The organism is Erythrobacter sp. S57(2025) (genome assembly GCF_057365055.1).
Genome location: NZ_CP200299.1, coordinates 1,150,979 through 1,176,092 on the forward strand (window position 1 = coordinate 1,150,979; position 25,114 = coordinate 1,176,092).

Annotated in this window: 24 protein-coding genes and 1 tRNA gene; 8 read left to right on the plus strand and 17 right to left on the minus strand. The window is 56.9% G+C overall.

Features of this window, described 5'->3' with window-relative positions:
* Nucleotides 1–21: 21 nt before the first annotated feature.
* Nucleotides 22–1,179 (minus strand): bifunctional 2-C-methyl-D-erythritol 4-phosphate cytidylyltransferase/2-C-methyl-D-erythritol 2,4-cyclodiphosphate synthase, encoded by a 1,158-nt coding sequence (locus tag AC0V6N_RS05550; protein WP_486170594.1) that lies wholly within the window; start codon nucleotides 1,177–1,179, stop codon nucleotides 22–24.
* A 79-nt stretch (nucleotides 1,180–1,258) separates the two neighbouring features.
* Between AC0V6N_RS05550 and dusB the strand changes: the two genes are divergently transcribed.
* The 7 genes from dusB to hflX all read left to right on the plus strand — a co-directional run bounded on the left by dusB (nucleotide 1,259) and on the right by hflX (nucleotide 10,715).
* Complete coding sequence (dusB, locus tag AC0V6N_RS05555) at nucleotides 1,259–2,281, plus strand: tRNA dihydrouridine synthase DusB (RefSeq protein ID WP_486170595.1); 1,023 nt, start codon at nucleotides 1,259–1,261, stop codon at nucleotides 2,279–2,281.
* A gap of 6 nt (nucleotides 2,282–2,287) precedes the next feature.
* Complete coding sequence (locus tag AC0V6N_RS05560; RefSeq protein ID WP_486170596.1) at nucleotides 2,288–3,409, plus strand: two-component system sensor histidine kinase NtrB; 1,122 nt, start codon at nucleotides 2,288–2,290, stop codon at nucleotides 3,407–3,409.
* Between the two features lie 11 nt (nucleotides 3,410–3,420).
* Nucleotides 3,421–4,860: a sigma-54-dependent transcriptional regulator gene (locus AC0V6N_RS05565; protein WP_486170597.1), complete on the plus strand. Its 1,440-nt coding sequence runs from the start codon at nucleotides 3,421–3,423 to the stop codon at nucleotides 4,858–4,860.
* Nucleotides 4,861–4,930: 70 nt separating this feature from the next.
* Nucleotides 4,931–7,192, plus strand: a complete 2,262-nt coding sequence (locus AC0V6N_RS05570; protein ID WP_486170598.1) for a sensor histidine kinase — start codon at nucleotides 4,931–4,933, stop codon at nucleotides 7,190–7,192.
* A 63-nt stretch (nucleotides 7,193–7,255) separates the two neighbouring features.
* Nucleotides 7,256–8,644, plus strand: a complete 1,389-nt coding sequence (ntrX, locus tag AC0V6N_RS05575; RefSeq protein WP_486170599.1) for a nitrogen assimilation response regulator NtrX — start codon at nucleotides 7,256–7,258, stop codon at nucleotides 8,642–8,644.
* A 149-nt stretch (nucleotides 8,645–8,793) separates the two neighbouring features.
* Nucleotides 8,794–9,399, plus strand: a complete 606-nt coding sequence (gene hfq / locus AC0V6N_RS05580; RefSeq protein ID WP_486172429.1) for an RNA chaperone Hfq — start codon at nucleotides 8,794–8,796, stop codon at nucleotides 9,397–9,399.
* Between the two features lie 17 nt (nucleotides 9,400–9,416).
* The gene (gene hflX / locus AC0V6N_RS05585) at nucleotides 9,417–10,715 is read left to right on the plus strand and encodes a GTPase HflX (RefSeq protein WP_486170600.1); all 1,299 of its coding nucleotides are present in this window, start codon (nucleotides 9,417–9,419) and stop codon (nucleotides 10,713–10,715) included.
* Between the two features lie 5 nt (nucleotides 10,716–10,720).
* Here the strand turns inward: hflX and mazG are convergent, their stop codons facing one another.
* The 11 genes from mazG to AC0V6N_RS05640 all read right to left on the minus strand — a co-directional run bounded on the left by mazG (nucleotide 10,721) and on the right by AC0V6N_RS05640 (nucleotide 20,436).
* Nucleotides 10,721–11,506 (minus strand): nucleoside triphosphate pyrophosphohydrolase, encoded by a 786-nt coding sequence (gene mazG / locus AC0V6N_RS05590; protein WP_486170601.1) that lies wholly within the window; start codon nucleotides 11,504–11,506, stop codon nucleotides 10,721–10,723.
* Between the two features lie 49 nt (nucleotides 11,507–11,555).
* Nucleotides 11,556–11,738 carry a hypothetical protein gene (locus tag AC0V6N_RS05595; RefSeq protein WP_486170602.1) on the minus strand — a complete coding sequence of 61 codons (183 nt, stop codon included), beginning with the start codon at nucleotides 11,736–11,738 and terminating at the stop codon, nucleotides 11,556–11,558.
* Nucleotides 11,735–12,517 (minus strand): MBL fold metallo-hydrolase, encoded by a 783-nt coding sequence (locus AC0V6N_RS05600; protein WP_486170603.1) that lies wholly within the window; start codon nucleotides 12,515–12,517, stop codon nucleotides 11,735–11,737. The genes AC0V6N_RS05595 and AC0V6N_RS05600 overlap by 4 nt, the downstream gene beginning before the upstream one ends.
* Nucleotides 12,514–13,290, minus strand: coding sequence for a TatD family hydrolase (locus AC0V6N_RS05605; protein WP_486172430.1), 777 nt, complete (start codon nucleotides 13,288–13,290; stop codon nucleotides 12,514–12,516). Before AC0V6N_RS05605 ends, AC0V6N_RS05600 begins: the two co-directional genes overlap by 4 nt.
* Nucleotides 13,290–14,864, minus strand: a complete 1,575-nt coding sequence (gene metG, locus AC0V6N_RS05610) for a methionine--tRNA ligase (RefSeq protein WP_486170604.1) — start codon at nucleotides 14,862–14,864, stop codon at nucleotides 13,290–13,292. Before metG ends, AC0V6N_RS05605 begins: the two co-directional genes overlap by 1 nt.
* The gene (locus AC0V6N_RS05615; protein WP_486170605.1) at nucleotides 14,857–15,831 is read right to left on the minus strand and encodes a DNA polymerase III subunit delta'; all 975 of its coding nucleotides are present in this window, start codon (nucleotides 15,829–15,831) and stop codon (nucleotides 14,857–14,859) included. Before AC0V6N_RS05615 ends, metG begins: the two co-directional genes overlap by 8 nt.
* Nucleotides 15,828–16,478, minus strand: coding sequence for a dTMP kinase (gene tmk, locus AC0V6N_RS05620; protein ID WP_486170606.1), 651 nt, complete (start codon nucleotides 16,476–16,478; stop codon nucleotides 15,828–15,830). The genes AC0V6N_RS05615 and tmk overlap by 4 nt, the downstream gene beginning before the upstream one ends.
* Complete coding sequence (locus AC0V6N_RS05625; RefSeq protein WP_486170607.1) at nucleotides 16,475–17,602, minus strand: D-alanyl-D-alanine carboxypeptidase family protein; 1,128 nt, start codon at nucleotides 17,600–17,602, stop codon at nucleotides 16,475–16,477. The genes tmk and AC0V6N_RS05625 overlap by 4 nt, the downstream gene beginning before the upstream one ends.
* A gap of 76 nt (nucleotides 17,603–17,678) precedes the next feature.
* On the minus strand, nucleotides 17,679–18,728 hold the full coding sequence (locus AC0V6N_RS05630; protein WP_486170608.1) for a lytic murein transglycosylase: 1,050 nt from the start codon (nucleotides 18,726–18,728) through the stop codon (nucleotides 17,679–17,681).
* A gap of 65 nt (nucleotides 18,729–18,793) precedes the next feature.
* Nucleotides 18,794–19,522 carry a sulfotransferase-like domain-containing protein gene (locus tag AC0V6N_RS05635; protein ID WP_486170609.1) on the minus strand — a complete coding sequence of 243 codons (729 nt, stop codon included), beginning with the start codon at nucleotides 19,520–19,522 and terminating at the stop codon, nucleotides 18,794–18,796.
* The gene (locus tag AC0V6N_RS05640) at nucleotides 19,519–20,436 is read right to left on the minus strand and encodes an aminotransferase class IV (protein ID WP_486170610.1); all 918 of its coding nucleotides are present in this window, start codon (nucleotides 20,434–20,436) and stop codon (nucleotides 19,519–19,521) included. Before AC0V6N_RS05640 ends, AC0V6N_RS05635 begins: the two co-directional genes overlap by 4 nt.
* A 69-nt stretch (nucleotides 20,437–20,505) precedes the next feature.
* On the opposite strand from AC0V6N_RS05640, the gene AC0V6N_RS05645 reads away from it, so the two are divergent.
* A tRNA-Ser gene (locus tag AC0V6N_RS05645) sits at nucleotides 20,506–20,595 on the plus strand.
* A gap of 24 nt (nucleotides 20,596–20,619) precedes the next feature.
* Here AC0V6N_RS05645 and lpdA read toward each other — a convergent pair.
* The 5 genes from lpdA to AC0V6N_RS05670 all read right to left on the minus strand — a co-directional run bounded on the left by lpdA (nucleotide 20,620) and on the right by AC0V6N_RS05670 (nucleotide 24,945).
* Entirely contained in the window at nucleotides 20,620–22,035 is a 1,416-nt protein-coding gene (gene lpdA, locus AC0V6N_RS05650) for a dihydrolipoyl dehydrogenase (protein ID WP_486170611.1), read from the minus strand.
* 192 nt (nucleotides 22,036–22,227) lie between these two features.
* A complete protein-coding gene (locus tag AC0V6N_RS05655; protein WP_486170612.1) occupies nucleotides 22,228–22,617 on the minus strand; it encodes an acyl-CoA thioesterase in 390 nt (129 codons plus the stop codon).
* Nucleotides 22,610–23,038, minus strand: a complete 429-nt coding sequence (locus AC0V6N_RS05660) for a hypothetical protein (RefSeq protein ID WP_486170613.1) — start codon at nucleotides 23,036–23,038, stop codon at nucleotides 22,610–22,612. The genes AC0V6N_RS05655 and AC0V6N_RS05660 overlap by 8 nt, the downstream gene beginning before the upstream one ends.
* 115 nt (nucleotides 23,039–23,153) lie before the next feature.
* Nucleotides 23,154–23,429, minus strand: a complete 276-nt coding sequence (locus AC0V6N_RS05665) for a hypothetical protein (RefSeq protein WP_486170614.1) — start codon at nucleotides 23,427–23,429, stop codon at nucleotides 23,154–23,156.
* A gap of 124 nt (nucleotides 23,430–23,553) precedes the next feature.
* The gene (locus AC0V6N_RS05670; RefSeq protein ID WP_486170615.1) at nucleotides 23,554–24,945 is read right to left on the minus strand and encodes a 2-oxo acid dehydrogenase subunit E2; all 1,392 of its coding nucleotides are present in this window, start codon (nucleotides 24,943–24,945) and stop codon (nucleotides 23,554–23,556) included.
* Nucleotides 24,946–25,114 lie beyond the last annotated feature (169 nt).

Below are 25,114 nucleotides of genomic sequence, written 5' to 3' on the forward strand. Positions count from 1 at the left end.
TAACAGATTTCCAATCTCAGTTTAGAGCGCCGATAGCGATACTATAGCTTGGGCTGCAATACCTTCACCGCGCCCGGTAAAGCCGAGCCTTTCAGTGGTGGTTGCTTTCACACTAACGCACGATTCAGGCAGGCCAGTGATACGGGCGACTTCGGTGCGCATGGTGGGGCGGTGCGGGCCGATTTTGGGTGCCTCGCAGATGATGGTGAGGTCAATATTGCCCAGGCCATAGCCAGCCTCGCGCGCCAATTTGACAGCGTGCTCCAAGAATTGCGCAGAACGCGCGCCTGCCCATTGTGGATTGCTGGGGGGAAAGTGGGTGCCGATATCCCCTTCGCCAACCGCGCCCAGCACCGCATCCGTGATCGCGTGCAGTGCGACATCGGCGTCGGAATGCCCGGCAAGACCATGCGTATGCTCAAGCTTCACGCCGCACAGCCACAGTTCTTCACCCTCTTCCAAGCGGTGCACGTCGAACCCTTGCCCGATGCGGAATTGAGATGGGGTCATGTCGTCTCCGAAATCTTCGGCAAAGGTGATTTTCTTCAGCCGCTCATCGCCTTCTACCAAAGAGACCTGAACGCCCGCTGCAGTAAGGACTTGCGCGTCATCGCCTGCAGTGGGCTCGCCTTCCCAATGGCGATGTGCCGCGAGGATATCTTCGAACCAAAACGCTTGAGGTGTTTGCACCCGTTTGAGAACATCGCGGTCGGCTGCGCTGCCCATAATGTCGCCCCGGGCAAACACCATACTATCGACGACGGGAAGAACCGGGATAGCGCCGATTGCGCCACCTTGCAGCTCCTCCAGAAGGCCGTCTGTCACTGCACCGGGAAGGTCTGGTCGTGCAGCGTCATGGATCAGAATGATGGACGGACCGCTGGATGCGGCTTGCTCCAATGCGCGGCGGACTGATTGTTGCCGAGTTTCGCCTCCGGTGACGAAGCTCACCCGCTCTAGGCCATCCAGTGCCTGCGCTGCGATGTCCTCTGCACCTTCCGGAATAGCGACCAGCACCTCATCCGCGCCCTGTTCCAATAGAGCTTCGGCCGAGTGTCGCACCAGCGGCTTGCCTCGCCAGTTGCGGAATTGCTTTGGAGTCTCTCCACCAGCGCGTAGGCCTTTGCCTGCTGCAACGACGATTGCGGCGAAAGAGGGGAGGGGCGAAGCGCTAGCCATTAGGAGGAGCGCTTAGGGTCTGGACGGGCATTTCGCAATCCACTATGGCGATGCCCAATAAATAGGCAAACCCCTCCCAATGACCACAATTCCATCACCACCGGCGCTAAAGCCGATCAATATCGGTCCTGTGACCATTAATGAGCCTGTGCTGCTCGCGCCCATGACCGGCGTGACGGATATGCCGTTTCGCACGCTTGTGCGCCGCTATGGTTCGGGCCTCAATGTGACAGAAATGGTGGCGAGTGAGGCCGCGATCCGTGAAACGCGCCAGTCAATCCAGAAAACGGCTTGGGACAAGATCGAAGAACCCGTCTCAATGCAGCTTGTCGGGTGTGATCCCGACAGCATGGGTGAAGCCGCCAAATTGCAAGAGGGCAATGGCGCGGCAATCATCGACATAAATTTTGGCTGCCCGGTTCGCAAAGTGGTGGGGCAATTGGCAGGCTCCGCTTTGATGCGCGAAATGCCTTTGGCGACAAAGCTAATGGAGGCGACAGTCAAAGCGGTCAAAGTGCCTGTGACAGTCAAAATGCGCATGGGTTGGGATCATCAAAGCCTCAACGCCCCAGAAATGGCGCGGATCGCTGAGGATTTGGGCGTCCAAATGATCACGGTTCATGGCCGCACGCGCAACCAGATGTATAAAGGCAGCGCCGACTGGTCCTTCATCCAAAAGGTGAAGGATGCGGTGTCCATTCCCGTGATCGTCAATGGCGATATTTGCACCATTGATGACGCTGCAAAAGCGCTGGAGCAATCTGGCGCTGACGGGCTGATGATCGGCCGCGGTGCTTACGGTAAGCCGTGGCTGCTGGGTCAGGTGATGCACTGGTGGCGCACTGGGGAGACAATCGCTACGCCCAGCTTTGACGAGCAATATGCGGTTCTCACCGAGCATTATGAGCGCATGCTCGATCACTATGGCCGCACAGTCGGGACCAAGATCGCGCGCAAACATCTGGGTTGGTATACGAAGGGCATGCACGGCTCGGCTGAATTCCGCCATAAAGCGAATTTCATCGACGATCCTGATGAAGTGCTCGGCGAGATTGAGCGGTTTTACGAGCCATTCCTGAACCGAACCGCAAAAGCGGCGTAGCCCCTCGTGACTTCGACATCTGCCAAGGGTCAATCCGGTTCGAATGCCGGTATCTCCGACTTCGACCCTTCGCGCCCCACGGCCGAGGCGCAGATGGCAGGGTTGGTCTTTGCAGTGCTGTTGATCGACCAGAACGCGAATATCGCTGAGGTCAATCACGCGGCTGAAAACCTGATCGGCTCCAGCGCCAAACGGATCATTGGCAAACCTTTGATTGAAGTGATTGGACCGCTTGATCCTCGGGTCGAAAAGCGCCTGAGCATAGTCGATGCAGCATTGGTCGCACGCGATGTTGGCGTGCACACCAGTGAGCACGAGGTGCGGGTCAATCTTACCATTTCGCCTCTGGGCAGCTTCCCCGGATGGCGCGTCGTGACCTTGTCGCAAATCGGGCATGAGGAGACGGGGACTGAAGAGGATTTGAGCTCGTCTTTGGGGGCGCCGTCAATTCTGGCGCATGAGATCAAGAACCCGCTCGCCGCCATACGCGGGGCAGGGCAGCTTGCTGCGCGCAAATTGCCGCATGCTGACAAGAAGCTGGCCCGCATGATTACTGACGAGGTCGACCGCATTGCGCGGCTGATTGATCGAATGCAGCAATTGGGATCGCGCAGCACCGATGATGCAGCGCCGTGTAATCCACACGAAGCGATCCGCTCTGCCATTGCAACAGTGAGAGCCGCGGGTGGCAGTTCAGTGGAGATCAAAGAAGAGTTTGACCCCTCGCTCCCGCCTGTTCTCGCCAATCGCGACGCTCTGGAACAGGTGCTTATAAACCTGATTTCAAACGCCCGCGATGCTGCCGGGGCAGGGGCACGCGGAGTGGTGACGGTGCAGACGCGCTTTGTCAGCGGACTTGCCTTTAGCGCGATCCGATTGGGCCGTGCGGTGCGTTTGCCGATAGAAATCTCAGTGAACGACAATGGGCCCGGTATTGATCCGGCGATGCGCGATCATGTGTTCGAACCCTTCGTATCCTCAAAGCCATCAGGGCAGGGGCTTGGCCTCGCTCTGGTACGAAAGCTGGTGCGCGACATGAACGGTTCTATCAGCCACGAACGCGATAAACGCGCAGGGCTCACCCAATTTCGCCTGCACCTTCCCCTGGCCAAAAGCGATCAAGGATAGGAATGCCTCCAATGTCTCGCACTCTATTGCTAGTTGAAGACGACAGCGCAATTGCCACGGTCATCACCGCAGCGCTCGAAGATGAAGGCTTTGAGATCACGCATTGCACGTCGATCCGCCAGCGCGATGAGCGTTTGGATGAGGGCGAATTTGACGTGATGGTCACTGACGTCATGCTGGAAGACGGCGATGGCTTGATCAGCATGAATGCCGTGCGCGAAAGCGCGCCGGATATGCCGGTAATCGTGCTGTCGGCTCAAAACACGCTCGACACAGCGGTTCGTGCCAGCGACAGCGACGCGTTCGAGTACTTTCCAAAACCGTTTGACTTGGATGAGTTGGTGCGCGCGGTGGCGCAGGCTGCTGAAACGCGTCAGCCGGAAACTGGCGTTGATACGCTCGATGAAAACGCGGCTGCAGATGGCGACGGAATGCCGCTGGTCGGTCGAAGCCCGGCCATGCAAGGCGTCTACCGGATGATCACGCGTGTTCTGCGCAATGATTTGACGGTGCTTGTGACTGGGGAAAGCGGCACGGGTAAAGAGCTTGTCGCAGAGGCGATCCACCAATTGGGCAGCCGCCGGACGGGGCCATTTGTGGCCGTGAACACTGCCGCGATCCCACACGATCTGGTGGAAAGCGAGCTGTTCGGACACGAAAAAGGCGCGTTCACTGGCGCGGTCGCGCAGGCCATCGGTAAATTTGAGCAAGCCAATGGCGGCACACTGTTTCTAGACGAGATCGGCGACATGCCAGCAGAGGCGCAGACAAGGCTTTTGCGGGCGCTTCAGTCAGGCCGCATCCGCCGCGTTGGGGGCAGGCAGGAAATTGCGGTCGATGTGCGCATCATTGCAGCGACCAATCGCGACCTTGTCCCCATGATCCAGGCGGGCGCATTCCGCGAAGACCTGTTCTACCGCCTAAACGTTGTGCCGATTGAGCTGCCACCTTTGCGAGAGCGGCGCGAAGATATTGAAGTGCTCTCGCAGCATTTCCTTGCCCAGGCCGCCGAAGATGGATTGCCGAGGCGGCAGCTTACCGCTGGTGCGATCACCAATCTTGAACAGCGTAGTTGGCGCGGCAATGTGCGCGAACTTCGCAATGTGATGTATCGCCTCGCGCTTATGTCGCGTGAGGACGCGATTGATGCTGGCACACTAATCGACATTCTGGGTGAAGATGCCCCATTTGCTTTGGCCACTGACGATGGTGAGAGGGACGGGATCGCCGCAGCGCTTGATGTATGGCTTGCGCATGAAGAACCTGCTTCGGGAACGGTCTATGCGAGCGCGCTTGCGGCGTTTGAGAAACCTCTGATCCAGCATGCCTTGGGGCAAACCAATGGCAACCAGTTGCGCGCGGCCAAGCTGCTCGGCATCAACCGCAACACGCTTCGCAAACGCATCACGGAGCTTGAGATTGAGCCTGATCGCTACGCAAGACCGGTCTAACGCAGATATGCGGCATAAATGCCACTTTTTGCTTGCATGATTGCAACACCCCAGTTGTAACACGGCAACGATGGAGAGAGCGGTGGCAGACAGGGTAGATGGCCCAACGGACGACACGGCGGATTATCCGCGTCAGTCGCCGCGTTGGTGGCGTCAATTCGTCGTAGCTTCTCGCAAAGCCAACATTTTCGCGTGGCTGGAAGCTCTCGCCGTTCTCGCTCTGATCATCGCTTTCGTCGCCAATTACATGGCGTATTCGCAGGCCCCCGATGAGCGTGAGGTGCTGCCCGCATTGCAAGTGTCTTTGTTGCTGGTTGCAGTGCTCGTGCCCGCAATGGCGATATTGGTCTTCATTGGCCGTCGTCTTGCTTTGAGACGTGCAGCGGGCAGTACGGCAAGGCTGCATGTGCGCCTCGTGTTTTTCTTCTCAATGGTGGCCGCGATCCCGACATTGCTAGTCGCTGGATTTGCCGCGTTTCTGTTTCAGACGGGTGTCGCGTTCTGGTTTTCGGATGATTCACGCGGGCTGATGGAAAACGCCAATGATCTGGCGCAAAGTTATTACGACGCTAATCAACGTCAGGTCGAACAAGAAACGATCATCATGGCGAGCGATATGCGCGTCATCCTTGAGCGTGTTCCGATTACGGACCCTGACTTCATCGATTTCTACACTGTGCAAACCCAAGGGCGAGATATCTTTGAAAGCGCGATACTTCAGCGCGTCGAGGATGATAGCCTTCGCACAGCTTTTGCTTTCAACATTAGCGAAAGCAATCCGATGCTTGAATTCAGCTCGAACGCCTTGTCGGCGCTTGATGATGGTGCCTTTGTTGTGGTGGAGGGCAGCCAGGAACGGATCGCTGCGGTCTCACCAATTGACCGTGAGGCGGGCATCTATCTCTATAATGCGCGCACGACTGAGGCGACCATGTTCCAGCAATGGGAGAGCGCTCAGGCGATTTCAGTTGCCTATGAAACGCTCACTGAAGAGGCGAATCAGCTCCAATTGCGGTTCAACATCGCACTGGTTGCGATGAGCCTATTGTTGCTGGGCATTGCCGTATGGTTCGCATTGCGATTTGCGGACCGTCAGGTGGAGCCGTTGACAGACCTTGTTGGGGCTGCGCGTAAGGTGGGGCAGGGCAATTTTGCATTGCGCGTGGAGGGCCGGACCGGCTCTGATGAAATCGGTCTATTGAACCGCGCCTTTAACCGAATGACCGCGCAGCTCGAAAAACAGACCGACGCGCTGGTCAATGCCAACCGGCAAATCGATGACCGCCGCGCCTTTATGGAGGCGGTGCTGGAGTCGGTAACAGCGGGCGTCATTTCCGTCGATGAGGATAGCCGCGTCTTGCTCATGAACAGCTCTGCGCAGTCACTCTTAGGCAGCGAAGTCACGTGTGAGCCTGCTGGTGATGAACTCAGGGGTCAATCGCTCGAGACGCTTTCGCCAGAAATCTGTCAGATGGTCCGCGATGGCAATGAACGGGCGATTGTGACCCATGCAAAGGATGGCGAACTCTTAACGCTCGCAGTGAAAGTTGCGCCCGGTAGCAGCGGTCATGTGATTACGTTCGAGGACATAACGCGCCAATTGCTCGATCAGCGTCAGGCCGCTTGGTCCGATGTTGCCCGGCGGATCGCGCATGAGATCAAGAACCCGCTCACTCCGATCCAGCTGGCGACGGAACGTTTGAAACGCCGCTATCGCAAGCAAGTCGAAAGCGCCGATGGCGAATTGTTCGATGAGCTAACCAGCACGATTGTGCGGCAGGTCGGCGACTTACGCAAAATGGTTGATGAGTTTTCGAGCTTTGCCCGGCTGCCCAAGCCTGTTTTCCGCGGCGAGGATGCAGTTGATCTCGTCAGGCAAGCGGTCTTCCTTCAAGAGGTCGCACATTCCAACATCGGCTTTGCCGTTTCAGCGGACGATCTTTCAGAACGCCACATCCAGTGTGATCGCCATCAGCTTGGTCAGGCGATGACAAATGTCCTTAAGAATGCGGTGGAAGCGGTCGAGGCACAAACTGCTGAAGCGGGCGAGGATTACCAAGGAGCCATCGGTGTCATCATGGAAGACCATGGTGAACGGATCGCGATCATCGTTGAAGACAATGGAATAGGCCTTCCCACGGACCGCGAACGTATTGTCGAACCCTATGTCACCACTCGGGAGAAGGGCACCGGCCTTGGTCTCGCGATCGTGAACAAGATCGTCGATGAACATGGCGGCGATATGAGCTTTTCCAGCGGTGAAGATGGCGGCACGCGTGTAACACTGCGCTTTGCCCGTTCGCCGCAATTGAATGAAGGTGAGGGCGGCTAATGTCACCGACGCCTTGCACCCCACGAACTTCCAAAAACAAAACTACCCCTCAAGGAGAGGCGCATGTCGCTTGATATCCTGATTGTTGATGACGAACGCGATATTCGCGAGCTGGTTGCAGGCGTGCTGGGTGATGAAGGCTATGAATGCCGCACCGCCGCAGACAGCACCAGTGCATTGGCCGCTATCGACGAACGACGACCAAGCCTCGTCCTGCTCGACGTGTGGCTACATGGCAGCGAGATGGATGGGCTGGAAATGCTCGATGAGATCAAGCAGCGCGAGCCTGAACTTCCTGTCATTATTTTCTCTGGCCACGGCAATATCGACACTGCTGTTTCGGCTGTCAGCCGCGGCGCGATGGATTTTATCGAAAAGCCGTTTGAGGCGGAGCGGCTCTTGCTTCTGGTTGAGCGCGCCACGGAAACCGAACGGTTGCGACGTGAGAACACCCAACTGCGCGATTCCAGTTGGGGCAGCACCGATTTCACCGGCAATTCCACCGCAATAAATGCAGTACGGGCGACGCTAAAGCGGGTCGCAAATACTGGCAGCCGTGTGCTGATCTCAGGACCTGCAGGCGCGGGCAAAGAGGTGGCGGCGCGGATGTTGCATTCTTGGAGCAACCGCTCTGACAAAGCCTTTGTGCTGGTCAATTCTGCGCGCATCACGCCAGAGCGGTTTGAACAGGAATTGTTCGGTGAAGAGGCGGGCGGCAAGCAAGTACGCCCCGGTCTGCTGGAACTGGCAGATGGCGGCACGCTCTACCTTGATGAAGTCGCCGACATGCCGTTGTCGACGCAGGCCCGGATCTTGCGCGTCCTGACAGAACAGAGCTTTGTGCGGGTGGGTGGCACGCGCCAGATCGGTGTCGATGTGCGGGTCGTCTCCTCAACCACGCGCGATTTGGCGGTGGAAATGGAGGAGAAGCGGTTCCGCGAAGACCTGTTCTATCGCTTAAATGTGGTTCCTGTCTCCATCCCATCACTCTCCGAACGGCGCGACGATATCCCTGCGCTCGCTGAGCATTTCTTCACTCGTTATTCGACCGATCAAGGCATCGCGCCGCCAGAAATTTCCGAAGAAGCTATGGCCGCGCTCCAAGCCTATGATTGGCCCGGCAATGTCCGCCAATTGCGCAATGTCGTGGAACGCACCATCATCATGACACCGCGTGATCGCCTAACTGTGGTGGAAACCGACATGTTGCCGCCCGAAATTACCGGCGGACGTTTGGCGGCCTCGGGACAGGGGCTCTCAGCCATGATGGGGGTACCTCTTCGCGAGGCGCGCGAAAGCTTTGAACGTGAGTATCTGTCGATCCAGATCCGTCGTTTTTCAGGCAATATTTCGAAAACCGCGACGTTTATTGGGATGGAACGGTCTGCGCTGCACCGAAAGCTAAAACTGCTTGGGATGGCAGATCGCAAAGATCCGGATCGCATGGGCTAACGCCCACTTTCCAAGAAAATCATGCACTTTTCGGCGAACTCCCATTGCCCGGAGCGCTTCTTGACGCCATTAAGGATATTGAGTTGCACGGGTGGCTGCAGCGAAAACGCGGACCGTAAGGACGGCCGCCAAAAACAAGGAGCATGAATATGTCCAGTGGGCGAACTCTCTCTCCGCGCCCGAGTGCCAGCACTGCCAGCGATGACAATGCGACCAGTCAGAATGCCAATTCAAATGGTGGCGGCTCAAAACAAGCCAATCTTCAAGACGCTTTTCTGAACCTTTTGCGCAAGAACAAAACACCGGTGACGATGTTTTTGGTGAAGGGTGTGAAGCTTCAGGGAATTGTCACGTGGTTCGACAATTTCTCAATTCTACTACGCCGCGATGGTCAGTCTCAACTCGTATACAAGCATGCGATTTCGACCATCATGCCAGGCGGACCAGTGGATGCCGAGCAATTCGCCAGCAGTGGCGGCAATCGCAAACAGCGTTTGTTGCAGGACGTCTTCCTCAGCCGTGTGAGTGATGCAGGCGTGCAGGTCACTATGTTCCTTGTGAACGGTGTGATGTTGCAAGGGCGCATTGCTGCCTACGACCTCTTTTGCATGCTTCTGGAGCGTGATGGCGCGGTTCAATTGGCATATAAGCACGCGGTTTCGACCATTCAGCCAGCCAGTCCGGTCAGCTTGTCTGATGAGGACGAAGACGATGATCTCGACCAGGCCGACGATGAATTTGGGGCCGAATACTGAGCTTCGATGATGATCTGATGGATGAGGTGACCCGCGGCGCGCGGGCCCTTGTCCTATGCCCGGACATCCGGACATTCACCTATGACCTCGACGCAGCCGACCGGCTTGCCGAGGCGGAGGGGTTGGCGCTCGCCATCGGCGTAGTGATCGAGCATTCCGTGGTGCTGCCTATTCGCCAGATGCAGCCGAATACGCTGTTCGGCTCCGGTCAGGTCGAAAATATCAAGGTCTGGTGCGAGCAATATGAGTGTGAGCTAGTCATTGTCGACGGCGCGCTCAGCCCGATCCAGCAGCGTAATCTGGAAGACAAGCTCAAGCGCAAGGTGATCGACCGCACCGGTCTGATCCTTGAGATATTCGGGGAACGAGCAGCCACCGCGGAAGGGCGCTTGCAAGTCGAATTGGCGCATCTCGATTATCAGCAAAGTCGCCTTGTGCGCAGCTGGACGCACCTTGAACGTCAGCGCGGTGGCTTCGGTTTCCTTGGTGGACCTGGTGAAACTCAAATTGAAGCTGACCGCCGAATGATCCGCCAGCGCATGGGACGCTTGCGCCGTGAATTGGAGCAAGTGCGCAAAACCCGGACGCTGCATCGTGAAAGGAGGGGAAGGGCACCTTGGCCCGTCATCGCCCTGGTTGGCTACACCAATGCTGGGAAATCGACCCTGTTCAACCGACTAACGGGCGCTGAAGTTATGGCCGAAGATCTGCTTTTCGCAACGCTTGACCCCACCATGCGCGCGATCAGCCTGCCCGGTGTTGAGAAAGCGATCCTTTCCGACACGGTGGGCTTTATCTCCGATCTACCCACACAGCTTGTCGCAGCGTTTCGCGCGACGCTCGAAGAAGTCACTGGTGCCGATATCATCTGCCATGTGCGCGATATGGCGAACCCTGCTCATGCAGCGCAAAAGAAGCAGGTCATGGAAGTGCTCGCCGATTTAGAAGTGGTTGAGCGCGAGACCGGGGCGAGCGACATTCCCATCCTAGAGGTCTGGAATAAGGCTGATCTGCTGGATGAAGACCGGTTGGCCGAGCTTCGAGATGCAGCAGGCGGTCAGGATGCGGTACTGATGTCGGCGGTGACTGGCGAGGGGATGGACGCTTTTTCCGATACGATCGCTCAGATGCTGACATCAAAGGCGAGTGAGGTTGTGGTGACTTTGCCAGTGTCAGATGGCAGGCGGATCGCATGGCTGCATGCCCACGGCGATGTCCTGGAGGAAGAAGATGCGGGCGAGGGTGATGAAGGACCACTGCGGCGCCTTACTGTGCGCCTAAACCCCAAAGAATTAGGCCAATATTCAACGCTTTAATAGCGCTATTTGACCTGTTTTTCCGCCAATTTGACCCTCTGCCAATAGGCATCTTGTTCATCGAGCGAGAGGTTCTCAAAGACTGCTCCGTCTGCGCTTGCCATGGCTTCCATCGCGCGAAAACGGCGTTCAAACTTGCTGTTTGATGCCTTCAAGGCTTGTTCTGCGTCAACACCATAACGGCGGATGATATTCACCGCGACAAACAGCACATCGCCAGCTTCGATCAAGCGCTGATCTTCGGATGCCTCGTCCAACTCGGTGAGCTCTTCCTTGAGCTTTTCCTTAGGGCCCACCAAGTCAGGCCACTCAAAACCGACCCTTGCGGCGCGTTTCTGGAGCTTTTCGGACCGCAAAAGCGCTGGCAGAGCTGTGGCGACACCGTCCATTGCGCTGTTCGAACCCGCACCTTCACGTTCCGCGGCTTTGAGGTCCTCCCAGCGCTTGCTATCCATCACACCCGTTTCTTCGCCAAATATGTGCGGGTGCCGCGCTTCCATTTTGTCGCTGATGGCCCGCGCGACATCTTCAAATGCGAAATGCCCGGCTTCTTCGGCCATACGCGCATGGAAGACGACTTGGAGCAAGAGGTCACCGAGTTCGGACTTGAGCTCTTGCATGTCACGGCGCTCGATAGCGTCGGCGACTTCGTAAGCTTCTTCGATTGTATAAGGCGCGATGGTCTCGAAGGTTTGCGCAACATCCCATTCACAACCGGTTTTTGGATCGCGCAGCCGCTTCATGATCGACAAGAGGCGGCTGAGTTGGGGGGATTGATCGTTGGAGGTCATCGCTTTGATATTGGAGTGATAATATATATTATGTTAAAATAATGCAAACTCAGGTGGGCAATCTTGCCCCCATAAAGTCTGCAATCACAAACAGCCCGACAAAGATGGCCAACCAGATAAACGCCAACTGGACGTTCTTCTTCCAGCCAAGCCTAAAGCTGGCAAAGCCACCACCAATAAGCGCCAGCCATCCCAGCATCACCGCGATTGAAACCCATTGGCCATCCATCATGCTGTCATCTCCAATCCATCGTAACCCACCGTGACAAAGTCCGGCACTTCATCGACCAGCGTCTGGTAATCCATGCTCTTGTCAAGATGACTTAACACAAGCCGCTTCGCTCCGGTACGTTCAGCCAATTCAATCGCCATGGCCAAATGCGCATGCGTTGGATGCGGTGATCGGCGCAGACAATCGCTTACCAGGATGTCGACGCCATCATACAGGTCGATCATGTCATCCGAAATTGCACTGAAATCGGTGGCATAGGCAATTGATTTGCCGTCGGATTCGAACCGGTAGCCGGTGGTCTCTCCCGGGCCATGCTCCATTTGGCACCATTCGACGCCAAAGCCTGACACAATCTTCAACCGGTCGAGCGTATCGATAGAACAAATGGTGGGATATCCATCTTGCCCTGCGAAAACATAACCAAATCGCTGCCGCAAACGCCGCACAGTTTCGGTCGAGGCATAGGCTGGAATGGGACCGCCACGGCCATATCTCAGCACTCGTAGATCATCGATGCCATGACAATGGTCCGCATGATCATGCGTCCAAAATACGGCGTCTATCGAATTGATTTTGTTTGCTAAAAGCTGTGCGCGGCAGTCGGATGAGGTGTCGACCAAGAGCCGCTTCCCCTCATCGCTTTCGACCAGGATCGAAACGCGGGTCCGGCGGTTGCGCGGTTCATTCGGATCGCAATCACCCCAGTCACCTGTTCCATCTTCCCCGCCAATACGCGGCACTCCGGTTGAAGTGCCTGAGCCAAGCATGATGAACTTCACAGAGACGCCTTGCTGAAAAGTTTGGCGAAATTAGCGGTTGTCTGATCAGCCAGACGCTCAGGCTCCGTTTCGCGTAAACCGGCTACGAAACGCGCCGTGTCTGCAACAAATGCCGGTTCGCATGATCGCCCACGATGCGGCACGGGAGCTAGGAACGGACTGTCCGTTTCAACCAGCAGGCGGTCTTCAGGCACATGCTTAGCTGTTTCCTGCAAGTCTTTGGCATTCTTGAAGGTTACAATGCCTGAAAGCGAGATTGTAAGCCCGAGATCGAGCACCTTGCGACCAAAGTCAGCAGAGGCCGTGAAGCAATGGATCAAAGCGGGAAAGGCCCCCTTCCCCAGCTCGTCTTCCAGAATTTCGAGCGTGTCTTCCTCTGCGTCGCGTGTGTGGATGATGACAGGCAGTCCCGTTTCGCGCGCGACATCAATATGCATGCGGAACAGCTTAGCCTGTGTCACACGGTCGGAATGCTCGTAGAAATAGTCGAGCCCCGTCTCGCCAATACCGATCACGCGTGAATTTTCGGTCGCTGCCAGCAAGGTTGCGCGGCCTAGATCCTCGTGCCCATCGGCCTCATGTGGGTGAATTCCAACGCTCGCAAACACGTCCGCTTCGCGGTTGGCTGTGCCGACAACCTGCTCCCACTCGGATTGCTTGGTGGAGATATTGAGGAATGCCCCCACCCCCGCTTTGCGAGCTCGCTCAAGAACACCAGCCTGATCTTCGACCAGGCCCTTATATTCGAGATGGCAATGGCTATCGATCAACATCACGCATCATCCTCTTCAGGCATTTCAAGCCTTGGGAACAAAGGTGTCGGCTTTGCAAGCGTGAAATCGCTCTCGGCCAATGGCGAATACCAATGGCTGCGTATCTCGTCATAGGTCCGCAATGATGGATCAACGCCCATCGTATCCAGTAGCTTTTCAACGCTTGCTGGGATCACAGGTTGGATCGCGACCGCGAGTTGAGCGATGCAAATGTAAAGCGTGGCGAGCACGGTTTGCATCCGCTCAGGATCGGTTTTGCGCAGCGCCCATGGCGCCTCTGCATCGATATAGGCATTGCAGGCGAAGACAGCCTGCAACCATGCCTCAATCGCCTGCTGCAAAGCCAAGTTTTCGAAATGTTGCGGCACCTCGATATGGATCGCTTTATCGAGCGCTTCGAACAGAGCATTATCAGCCTCTATGTGGTCGAAAATGGCCGGCAAACTGCCGTCAAGGTTCTTGGCGATAAAGCCGAGCGTGCGCTGCGCCAAATTGCCAAATGCATTGCCCAGCTCACCATTGGAGCGTTCAATAATCGCTTCGGGGGAATAGGTGCCGTCTTTGCCAAATGCGACTTCGCGCATGAGGAAATAGCGCAAGGCGTCAACGCCAAATTTTCCAGCAAGATCAATGGGATCAATAACATTGCCCAAACTCTTGCTCATCTTCTCCCCACCGCGCGCAAGCAGGAAACCATGTCCGAAGACATGCTTGGGTACGGGCAGCTTGGCGCTCATCAGGAATGCTGGCCAATAGATAGTGTGGAAGCGGACAATGTCTTTGCCGATCAGGTGCAAGCTCGCAGGCCAGAACTGCGCCATTTCCGGTGTCTCATCGGGAAAACCCAATCCGGTGAGGTAATTGGTCAAGGCATCGACCCAGACATACATCACATGATTGTCAGACCCCGGCACTTTTACGCCCCAATCAAAGCTGGTGCGACTGACGGAGAGATCGCGCAGGCCCCCTTCGACAAAGGCGATCATTTCGTTGCGGCGGCTCGCAGGTTCCAAGAAGCCGGGCGTCTTGAGCAATTCCAGCAGCGGTTCTTGGTATTTCGAAAGGCGGAAGAACCAGCTTTCCTCAACCGTCCATTCAACCGGAGTGCCTTGGGGTGAGAGTTTTGCCTCCCCTTCCCCTGCGACCAGCTCACTTTCGTCGTAATAGGCCTCGTCCCGGACCGAATACCAACCTTCATAGCGGTCAAGGTAGAGGTCGCCTGCGGCCTCCATCCGTTCCCAGATCGCTTGGCTTGCGCGGTGATGTTCTGGTTCGACAGTGCGAATGAAGCGATCGAAGCTGATATTAAGGGCTTCATCCATTTCACGGAAATAGCCCGACATTTCATCGGCCAGATCGCGCGGTGTGCGGCCCTGCTCCTCGGCTTTGCGAGCCATTTTCAGGCCATGCTCATCCGTTCCCGTCTGGAAACGCACGGTCTTGCCCCGCATGCGTTGAAAACGCGCGATGACGTCCGCTGCAATCCCCTCATAGGCATGCCCGATATGCGGGCGGCCGTTGGGATAGTTGATCGCGGTCGTGATGTAGAACGGTTCAGAGGTGGTGTTATCCATGGGCGTGCTCGCTAGCTTGGCCAACGCGCATGAGCAAGGTGCCGATTTCAAGGGTGAGGAGCCCAGTGTCGAAATTGTAGTTGGGTGCTTGGGCGGCGAGTGCGATCAAATCGGCGTGAACCTCAACCAATGCCGCGCGGTGATTGCTGTTTTGGGTGCGGCGCGCAATGTCAGCGGCGGTCGCCTGTGCGAGCTCCATAATCGCTTGCAACCGGGCCCGGTCCGCGCGCGGACCAATCGCTTGCGCAAGCGAAGCGCGGGTCGAGAGATTGCCATCGCCGTTGTTCAACAGGTCTGCGATCAGCGCTGCGACCGGCTCAAGGTCTTGCTCAGCAAACCGCAATGCCGCTCCATAAGAGCCTTCTGCTGCCTGAATGGCAGTCGCTCGCGCGTCCGGCCCTCCGGCGGACCCTGATTGCTCGAGCATCATATCCAGTTGCGTATCACTCACAATTGGGAAGCGCAGCAAACGACAACGCGATCGGATTGTCGGGAGCAGACGCGCAGGCCGGTGGGTGACTAGGATGAAGAACGTGCCACTGGGCGGCTCTTCCAGGCTTTTGAGGAGCGCGTTTGCTGCGCTGACTTCCATATCATCGGCAGGGTCGATAATAATCGCGCGCCGATCGCCCAGTGTCGGTCTGGTTGTCAGCCGCTTTTGCATTGCGCGGATTTGATCGACACGGATGGAGCGGGCGAGCTCAAACTTTTTCCCGTCGGCCTGCGCTTTGGCCTCTTTGTCGTTTTTGGGGCCATAGGTCAGGGTGAGAATATCAGGGTGGTCGCCTGCAGGTTGCTGGATGCCATCTTGCGCGACAAGTTCCCGCGCCGCTTTCGTGGCAAAATCGTGTTTGCCAAGCCCGCTTTTACCAGCAAGGATCCAACCATGATGCATACGCGCGCCCGACATGGCGCTGCGCCAATCGCGCCATGCTGCATCGTGATTAGGCCATTCGACTGCGCTCATTCCGCCGTGCCCTCTGCCAGCAATCGAGCAAGCGATGCTATGATCCGCAAATGCACTTCTTCGGGATTTCCCATGCCATCAATGCTCACAAAACCCGATGGGTCAGCATTCGCGAATTCTCTGAAACTGGTTGCAACTTTGCGGTGATAGTCGAGCGAGCGACCGCCGATAGCATCGCTTGTCCCACCATCGCGCTCAGCCAGTCTTGCAGCGATGCGGTCTTCATCCACTTCGAGTAAAATAGTGAGGTCTGGGCGCAAACCTTCGCTGCCAAAGGCGTGGAGCGTGCAGATCGCATGATCACCCAAGCCTCCGGCCCCGCCCTGATAGGCTCTGCTGGAATCGACGAAGCGGTCACAAATCACCCACGCACCGCGTGCAATGGCGGGGCGGATCAGTTTCGCAACATGATCAGACCGAGCAGCTGCGAAAAGCAATGCTTCGGCCTCGGCATTCCAGCCATTTCCTGGTGGCGAGAGCAAAAGTTCGCGTATGGCCTCTGCCCCCGGCGTGCCACCCGGCTCGCGTGTTACCACCGCCTCAATTCCGCGCGCCTCAAGGGCTGTGGCGAGCAATTTGGCTTGAGTGGACTTTCCAGTCCCCTCCCCACCCTCAAATGCGATAAACTTGCCACGCAGATCGGTCATGAAAACCACCCCGCAAACCCGTTCACAATACGGCCGAAGATGCCCGCTTTTCTGACGGTTTCTCCAGCCACCAACGGAATGCGCGCAGGTTCCATATCGGGCACGTTGACCACTAAAGTCGCTATCGCGTCACCAGCGGCAAAAGGCGCGCGCACTGGTCCGTCATATTCGATTGTGATCGTCATGTCGGCTACACGCCCGCTTGGCACGTTGACGAAAATTGGACGATCTGTCTGTAAATTGACGCGCCGCGCATTGCCGCCTTGCACGCGGGCTGTGCCAACCACGTCTCCTTTCGCAAACAGGTTTTGCCGGTCAAATGCATCAAAACCCCATTCAATATAACTGCGCGCCGCTCTTGCCCGGTCGCCCAGGCTGTATCCCCCAGCGATCACCAAGACGAGCCTTTGCCCATTGCGCGATGCAGTGCCCAGATATCCGAAGCCTGCTTCATTGGTGTAGCCGGTTTTGATCCCGTCAGCCCCTTCGATCCGTCCAATCAAGGGGTCGTAATTGAACTGCTCCACCCCATTGTGGGCAAAGCTGCGCTTCCCGACATAACGCGCGTATTTCTCGGGATGGCTGAGCAGCGCCTTGGCCAGCACGATTAGGTCATTTGCGGTCGTGAATGTGTAGCCATCATCGGGCCATCCATTGGGCGTACCAAAGTGGCTAGAGTTCATGCCCAGCGCGCGCGCTCTTGCATTCATGCCATCAATCCAAGCTTCGACGCTTCCTGCCTGGTTCTTTGCGAGCATGATCGAGGCATCATTGGCGGAGATATTCGCAATTCCCATCAGCATCTCATCGACCAGGACCGGATTGCCCGGCTCGATCCACATCGTGCTGCCTTCGCCGTTCCATTGCTCCCATGTCTCATCGCTCATGGTATAGCTTTGGCGCGGGTCGAGATTGCCTTCCTCGATCAATTCAAATGCGTGATAGAGCGTCATCACTTTGGTGACAGAGGCTGGGACAAAACGTGTGTCGGCACGGCGCGCATGGAGCACCTGTCCGCTGGTCACATCGACCAGCAAAGCAATGGGCAGACGGTCTTCAGTGGGGATTGGCGGCTGCGACTGGGCATAGGCATTCGCCGAAAGCGCAAACGCCGTAACCAACACCCCCGTTTTTAGTGACCTCACCAACATGCTGGCCGGTATAGTGACACCCTTCACCAGATGCGAGAGGGACTGCGGCTTAGTTCACGATTTCGTCAGCGAGCAATCCAACGCTCATCGCGTAATAGTTTGAGCAATTGTATTCGAGGATCACTCGGTAATTGCCAGTGAGAAGATAGGCAGGCTGACCGGGGCCATCGGGCTGAAACAGCGAGACCAAAGTATCGTCGGGCAAAAACGCCTGTGGCTGAACCCCAAGCGCGCGCCATTCGGCAACGGTTTTCCATTGGCTATGCCGTTCATGCACGCGCGAGCAAACGGGGGAAACCAGCTCCGTTTTGTAGGCATCAACGTCAAAGCCACCTGGCACTGCAGCGCGCACGCCCCATGGCTGCCCGGTGCGCCAGCCTGCGTCTTTGAAGTAGTTTGCGATGGAAGCGAAAGTGTCGGCTCGATTGTTGAAGATGTTCGCCCGGCCATCCCCGTCACCATCTGCGGCTAGTCGCAGATAAACCGAAGGCAAGAACTGCGGATTGCCAAAAGCACCTGCATAGCTTCCGATCAATTGCTGGCGCGAATAGCCGCGATCAGCGACTTTCATCAATGCGACCCATTCACCGGCAAACAACTCACGCCGACGACCTTCCCATGCTAGCGTTGCAAGGCTGCGCGAGAGATCGAAGTTGCCACGGATGCGACCATAGCTCGTTTCATGACCGAAAATGGCAACGATAATCTCGCCGGGAACGCCATATTGCTGCTCGACCGCGCGCAACTGCCCCGAATTGGCCCGGAACACACTGCGCCCACCGGCAATCCTTTGCGAATTTACATGGGTGCGGATGTAGGGCGCCATAGCGGGATAGCCGCGCCGCGTGGGACTACCTGGCTGACCTTGATCGAGCCGAATTACGCGAGCATTGGGGGTCAAGCCTGCGGTCATCCGCTGCAAGGTCGCCTCGCTCACGCCCTCTGAGCGCGCGCGCGCCTTGAGCAGCTCCATATAGGCATCGAACGCGATGCCATCGCGCGCTGCAACCTGAGCCTTAACCGGGGCAGGCTCGACCACTCCCATTCCAAGTACGGCGGCGGAAAGGCAGGCGAGCGATAGGAGGCGTTTAATGGGCATGCTGGGTTTTATCTCTTATGCTTTGTGAATTGCGCGTGACCGTAGTCTGATTTTGTCACTAGAGGCTATGGCTGGATCGCGTATTTGCACATGAACTCGTAGTCTTCACGGCACGCATCCGCGGTTTCGCGGTATGCTCCGTCAAGCGCAGGCAGGGCCCCGCGTGGAGGACCAAAGCCGGTTGAGGCGTTGACCTTGTCATACCAATGCGAACCCCACACGCCATCTGCTGCGTGCTGTCCCTTCTCCCAGCTCAGCATCGCCTGATCCCACCCAATACCAAGCGCTGTGCAGAGTTTCTCCAAAACGCTCGCTGGGTTGTCGAGAATGCCGTCAGAATCGACCACGGGAGGCGCTTCGCTACTGCGGTCTGCTTCGCGTTCAAAGTACTCGCGCACTTGCGCAAAGCCGAGCATCTTGGGCTCGCGCAGCTCGTTCTTTGCACGGTAGCTCGCCACCACTCGCTCTGGTGCCCGGATCAGAAACGCATGCTTGTGATCGGGCATGTCACCAATATCGACGCCCCCGACCATGTGATGCGGCATGTGCTTTTGATACCAGATCGGAGCCTTGCAGGGCGCTGCGCCTGATTGAGTTGCAAGGACGCTTTGCCAATCGCAATCCATGTCTGCGATGGTCTCTGCCGCCAGTGGGTGTGGTTCACCCGTTGCTTTTAGGAACGCACCATAGAACGGCTCATCACTTACTGAGCAATCGCCGCGAGCCCCAAAACTTCGCATCATCGCGGTCGAAATATTGCGCGGCCCGCTCCACATCGCAATTCGGATTGTCATGCGACGCAATCCTTATCCATCAATGCACGGTACAGCCCTTGAAGGCGCTCGACCATCGGTCCGCGACCATCTGTAAGAGTTCGGCCATCCACTTCGGTCACGGGAACGACGCCGGCGAAAGTGCCGGTCACAAACGCCTCATCTGCTCCGTAGACATCGGTAAGTGAGAAGTTCTTCTCAAACACAGGAATGCCGGCCTCACGGCACACTTGAATGACGTTGGAGCGAGTGATGCCGCCAAGGCAATAGTCACCGCTGGAGGTCCACACTTCGCCTTTGCGCACGATGAAGAAGTGGGTGGAATTGCAGGTCGCGACAAAGCCATGCGGGTCGAGCATCAGCGCTTCATCCGCGCCCGCTTGTGCAGCCTGAATACAGGCGGTGATGCAATTGAGCTTTGAATGCGAGTTGAGCTTTTGATCCTGTACCGCCGGATCCCCGCGCCTCACATGGACGGTGAACAGCCGGATCCCAGTCTCTATCGTTGCGGGAAGCGGTGCCTTGTACTCCGGAATGATCACAATGGTAGCAGGGCTGATGACGACACGCGGGTCTTGGTAAGGAGTTGAGCGAATGCCGCGCGTTACCATCAGGCGGATGTGCACGCCTTCTTTGTCCCGCATTCCATTGTCATCTATCGTTTCGTCAATCCGCGCAGTCAGCTCCGAGCGCGTAAGGCCGATATCCATCGCGATGGCCTTCGCACCCTCATAGAGCCTGTCGAGATGCGCATCGAGGAATGCCAGCCGCCCATTGTGCAGCCGCAGCCCCTCCCAAACGCCATCACCCAGCATGAAACCGCTATCGAATACCGAAACACTCGCCTCAGCGCGCGGCACCATCGCGCCATTGACGTTGATCAGAATGCTCTCATTTCGCGGGTCAGGAGCGAAATCATGTGTGCCTTTTGCCATTTTTTCACTCTATCTCTCTATCACATAGTGACAAGCCGCTCACACATCGCTAGCGAGCGTTTCGACCGCGGACAGTTGGCAGAGTGGTTGAATGCACCGGTCTTGAAAACCGGCAAGGGTGCAAGCCCTTCCAGGGTTCGAATCCCTGACTGTCCGCCACCTACCTCACACCCTCTGATCAACCTAGAAGTGCAATGCGCGACCATAGGCGTCGAGCACGCTTTCATGCATCATCTCTGACAGGGTCGGATGCGGGAAGACGGTTTGCATCAGCTCTTCCTCGGTCGTCTCCAGCGTCTTGCCCACGGTGTAGCCTTGGATCAGCTCGGTCACTTCAGCGCCTATCATGTGCGCGCCCAGCAACTCGCCCGTGCCTGCATCGAAGACCGTTTTGATGAAGCCCTCTGCTTCGCCAAGCGCGATGGCTTTGCCATTGCCGATGAAGGGGAAGTTGCCCACGCGCACTTCGTGGCCAGCCTCTTTCGCCTTCGCCTCGGTCATGCCGACGCTGGCGATCTGTGGGTGGCAGTAGGTGCAACCAGGGATGTTGTTGCGGTCGAGAGGGTGCGGGTGCACGTCCGTGTTGCCTAGCTCCTGCGCGATCGCTTCGGCGCAGGTCACGCCTTCATGGCTGGCCTTATGCGCGAGCCATGGTCCCGGAGTGCAATCGCCGATGGCCCACAGCCCTGCTGACTTGGTGCGGCCATAGGGGTCGATTTGGATGAAGCCCCGGTCCATCTCGGCGAGTGGCTCAAGTCCGATATCTTCGGTGTTGGGCACGATACCGATGGCTGTGATGACGTGGCTGTACTGCGTGGTTTGCACCTCGCCCTTCGCGTCCTTGATGGTCGCCGTGACGCCCGAATCGCTAACCTTGAGGTCTTCGACGCCTGCACCGGTCATGATGGTCATACCTTGCTTGGTAAGGCTCTTCTCTAGGAAGGTGCTCACATCCGCATCCTCAACCGGCACGATGCGATCAAGCATCTCCACGACCGTCACATCAACGCCCATGTCGTTGTAGAAGCTTGCAAACTCGATACCGATAGCGCCCGATCCGATCACCAGCAGCTTCGATGGCATCTCAGGTGGCACCATCGCATGGCGATAGGTCCACACGCGCTTCCCATCGGCAGGCGCAAACGGCAGATCGCGAGCGCGCGCACCGGTGGCGACGATGACGTGTTTGGCGGTGAGCTGCACTTCGCCCTTCTCGCCTTTCACCGTGAGCGAGGTCGGGCCGGTCAGTGTCCCCTCCCCCATATGCACAGTAATCTTGTTCTTCTTCATCAGGTGGCCAACGCCCTGATTGAGCTGTTTCGCGACCCCGCGTGAGCGCTTCACGATCGCGTCCAAGTCCGCCTCAATCGCGCCTGCGACCTTCAGGCCATAGCTCGCCGCATTGTCCATATAGTGCTTGATCTCGGCCGAGCGCAGCATCGCTTTGGTTGGGATGCAGCCCCAGTTGAGGCAGATGCCCCCCAGGTTTTCTCGCTCCACGATGGCGGTTGAGAGCCCAAGCTGTGCGCAGCGTATCGCAGCGACATAGCCGCCGGGGCCTGAACCAAGGACGATGACGTCATAGGATGGGTTGGTCATGTGAGTGATCCTGTCTCAAATGGGGAGGAAGAGAAGATGCCTTTCGCGCCGAGACATGGACCGCATGTTACACGGTCCAAGGCAAATAAAGCGCGTTGATTTCTTTGGGTTTTTTCAAAAGGCAGGATCAGGCGTGTTGGATTGTGTTCCATGCCTGATTCTTGCCATGAAATGGGGCCTGTAGGAAAGCGGTCAAACAAGGTCAGCCTCCCCCGAAATTTGAAGCGGGCGCGGGCGATCATTATCGTCCAGCAGCACGAATTTGAATGTGCCTTCGCTGACCTTGGTCAAAGTCTCGCCATTGCGCGCCCGCCCTTCACCACTCGCAAGAATGGTGATCGATGTTTTCCCCGTGGCGACGATCTCGCAATAGACGCTCAACTCATCACCGACCTGCATCGCGCCGGGGAACGTGAAGTCAGTGGCATGCACGACCACCGCTTTGCCCTGCCCCACACGGCTTGCAAGCGAACCCGCACCCAATGCCATCTGCGCCATCAACCAGCCGCCAAACACCCCGCCATATGGGTTGAGGTCGGTCGGCATGGCGGTCGCGCGGATGGTGAGGTGGCGTTTAGGCATTCTCAGCGCTCCTTACCGGGCGAATAATCCAAAGATAGCCAAGCCCAGCAAAGGCTATCGCGGCGACACATGCAGCAAGTCCAAACGAAACCATCGCGCCCGCATCGCCAATAACAAAGGCGGCAAGCAGCATCATCACGCAGGCCAATGCGGTGATCATGACGAGGGTGAAGGGTTTGTGCGCGATATGCTTTGCAGAAAACAGGAAAACCAACACCGCGACCGGAAATCCAATGGCGTAACTACCCATCAGCGCCACCTGAAACACCGCGACTGAATAGGCCAATGGGTCATAAGCCTTTGGCCCAAAGATAACCTCAGCGAACATCACCGCCATAATTGGCAACGTAGCCGCAATGGCTGCGGCAAACGCTATCGCGATGAACTTCAAAATCACGCCAAAGAGATCAAAACCGGCCAAATTCATCCCGCGATCAACGTGACAAAATCTTCGCTGACCAATCCACTTGAGCACGGTTTGTCATAGGCCACGAGAATTGGCCTAAAGGTTTGAGGCATAGAATGAACCAGCATCTTCATCTGCTAAACCAGCCTGCGATGAAGCCCAGCAACCCGCCAACAAACGCCAAGATAAGCCAGACCTCCCAAATAATGCCTTCGATGAACATCGAGGCAAAACCTGCCAATGCAAAGCCAATCACCGCCGTTACCCATGGGCGCGTGGCGCTCCTTGCTGATCGAGGCACTGCCCCCAATCCGCTCGCAGTTACGGGCTCGCGATTGAAAATAGCATTGAAAATCAGAATGATGAAGAAGAGTGGGACACCTAGCAGCATAATTGAAATGAGCATGTAGCCCATAGCCTCTTTAAATGCTTGCATGGAGGTTGGCGGGAAAAGGACAAAGAAAAACAGCACCAACGCAGGGATACTAATGGCCCATGCTTTGATGGTTTTTACAAAGACACCCACCTTACTACACCACCAACCCAATCGGGTTTTCGATCAGCTTGCGGAACTGGTCCATCAGCTTGGCACCGTCCACACCGTCAATCGCGCGGTGGTCAAAGCTGCCGGTTGCGCTCATCACGGTGGCTACCTGCAGTTCACCATCGACGACATGCGGACGTTGCTCACCTGCGCCAACGGCCAAGATCATGCCCTGTGGTGGGTTAATCACCGCGTCGAATTGCTTGGTGCCGAACATACCGAGGTTTGAAAGGCTTGCGGTGCCGCCTTGATATTCGTGCGGTTGCAACTTGCCATCGCGCGCTTTGCCCGCAAGCTCCTTCATCTCCTGAGAAATGTCGGCAAGGCTCTTACTGCCCGCATCGCGGATGATAGGTGTGATCAAACCCGAAGGCGCTGCGACAGCAACCGAGATATCTTCGCGCGAATATTGATGCATCACTTCGCCTTGGAAGCTGACATTGCACTGCGGCTCACGTCTAAGAGCACGGGCCAAGGCTTTGATAATCAGATCATTTACGGAAAGCTTCACCCCATCTTCTTCAAGCGAGGAGTTGAGCTGCTTGCGCAGATCAAGCAGCGCATCGAGGCGAACGTCCACGGTGAGGTAGATATGCGGCACGGTCTGCTTAGCCTCTGTCAGACGGCGCGCGATGACCTTGCGCACATTGTTGAGCTTTTGCTCTTCGTAAGGTGCGTCAAAATCATTGGCTGGCTGAACGCTGGCAGGCGTTGCACTCGCAGCCTTCGCTGGAGCGGCCGCAGGCGGTGTGTAATTGTCGATATCAGACTTGATGACACGGCCACCGGGGCCTGTGCCGTTTACGCTCGCAAGCTCAATACCCTTCTCACCGGCCAATTTCTTGGCCAGTGGTGAGGCGATTACGCGGTCGCCTGAGCGTGCCGGAGCAGAGGCAGGCGAGGAGCCACCAGCGGCGGCTTCAACATCTGCTTTGATGATCTTGCCCTTGGGGCCAGTGCCCGTGACGCTCTCCAGCGCAACGCCTTCCTGAGCCGCGATACGGCGGGCAACGGGCGTCGCCTTTGCACCCTCTGCCTTGGCAGGAGCAGACGCTGGTGCTGGAGCAGGCTCAGCCGCCGGAGTAGGTGCAGGAGTTGCATCACCCGAAGGCGCGCTCACATCACCAACATCCTCGCCTTCTTCGGCCAGCATTGCGATGACCGTGCCCACGGCCACATTCTCAGTGCCCTCTTCAACGACAATCGCTGCGAGGATGCCCTCGTCCACGGCTTCGAATTCCATCGTCGCTTTATCGGTCTCAATCTCGGCCATAATATCGCCCGAGCTGATTGTATCGCCCACTTTCACCAACCAATTGGCGAGTGTGCCTTCCTCCATCGTCGGAGAAAGCGCGGGCATCTTTAGTTCAATTGCCATTCCTGGGGAGTCTCCTGGCCCTAAACTGCTATGATTAGCGTCCCATTTCCGTAACGTTCGCTGACGGTTTCGCAGCATATATGCAAGGGGGAAGTGGCGCGTAAACTTGCATTACTTGGCTTTTGGCAGGTATTTGCGTGCACAAATAGGGTCAGGCAAAGAGAGCTTC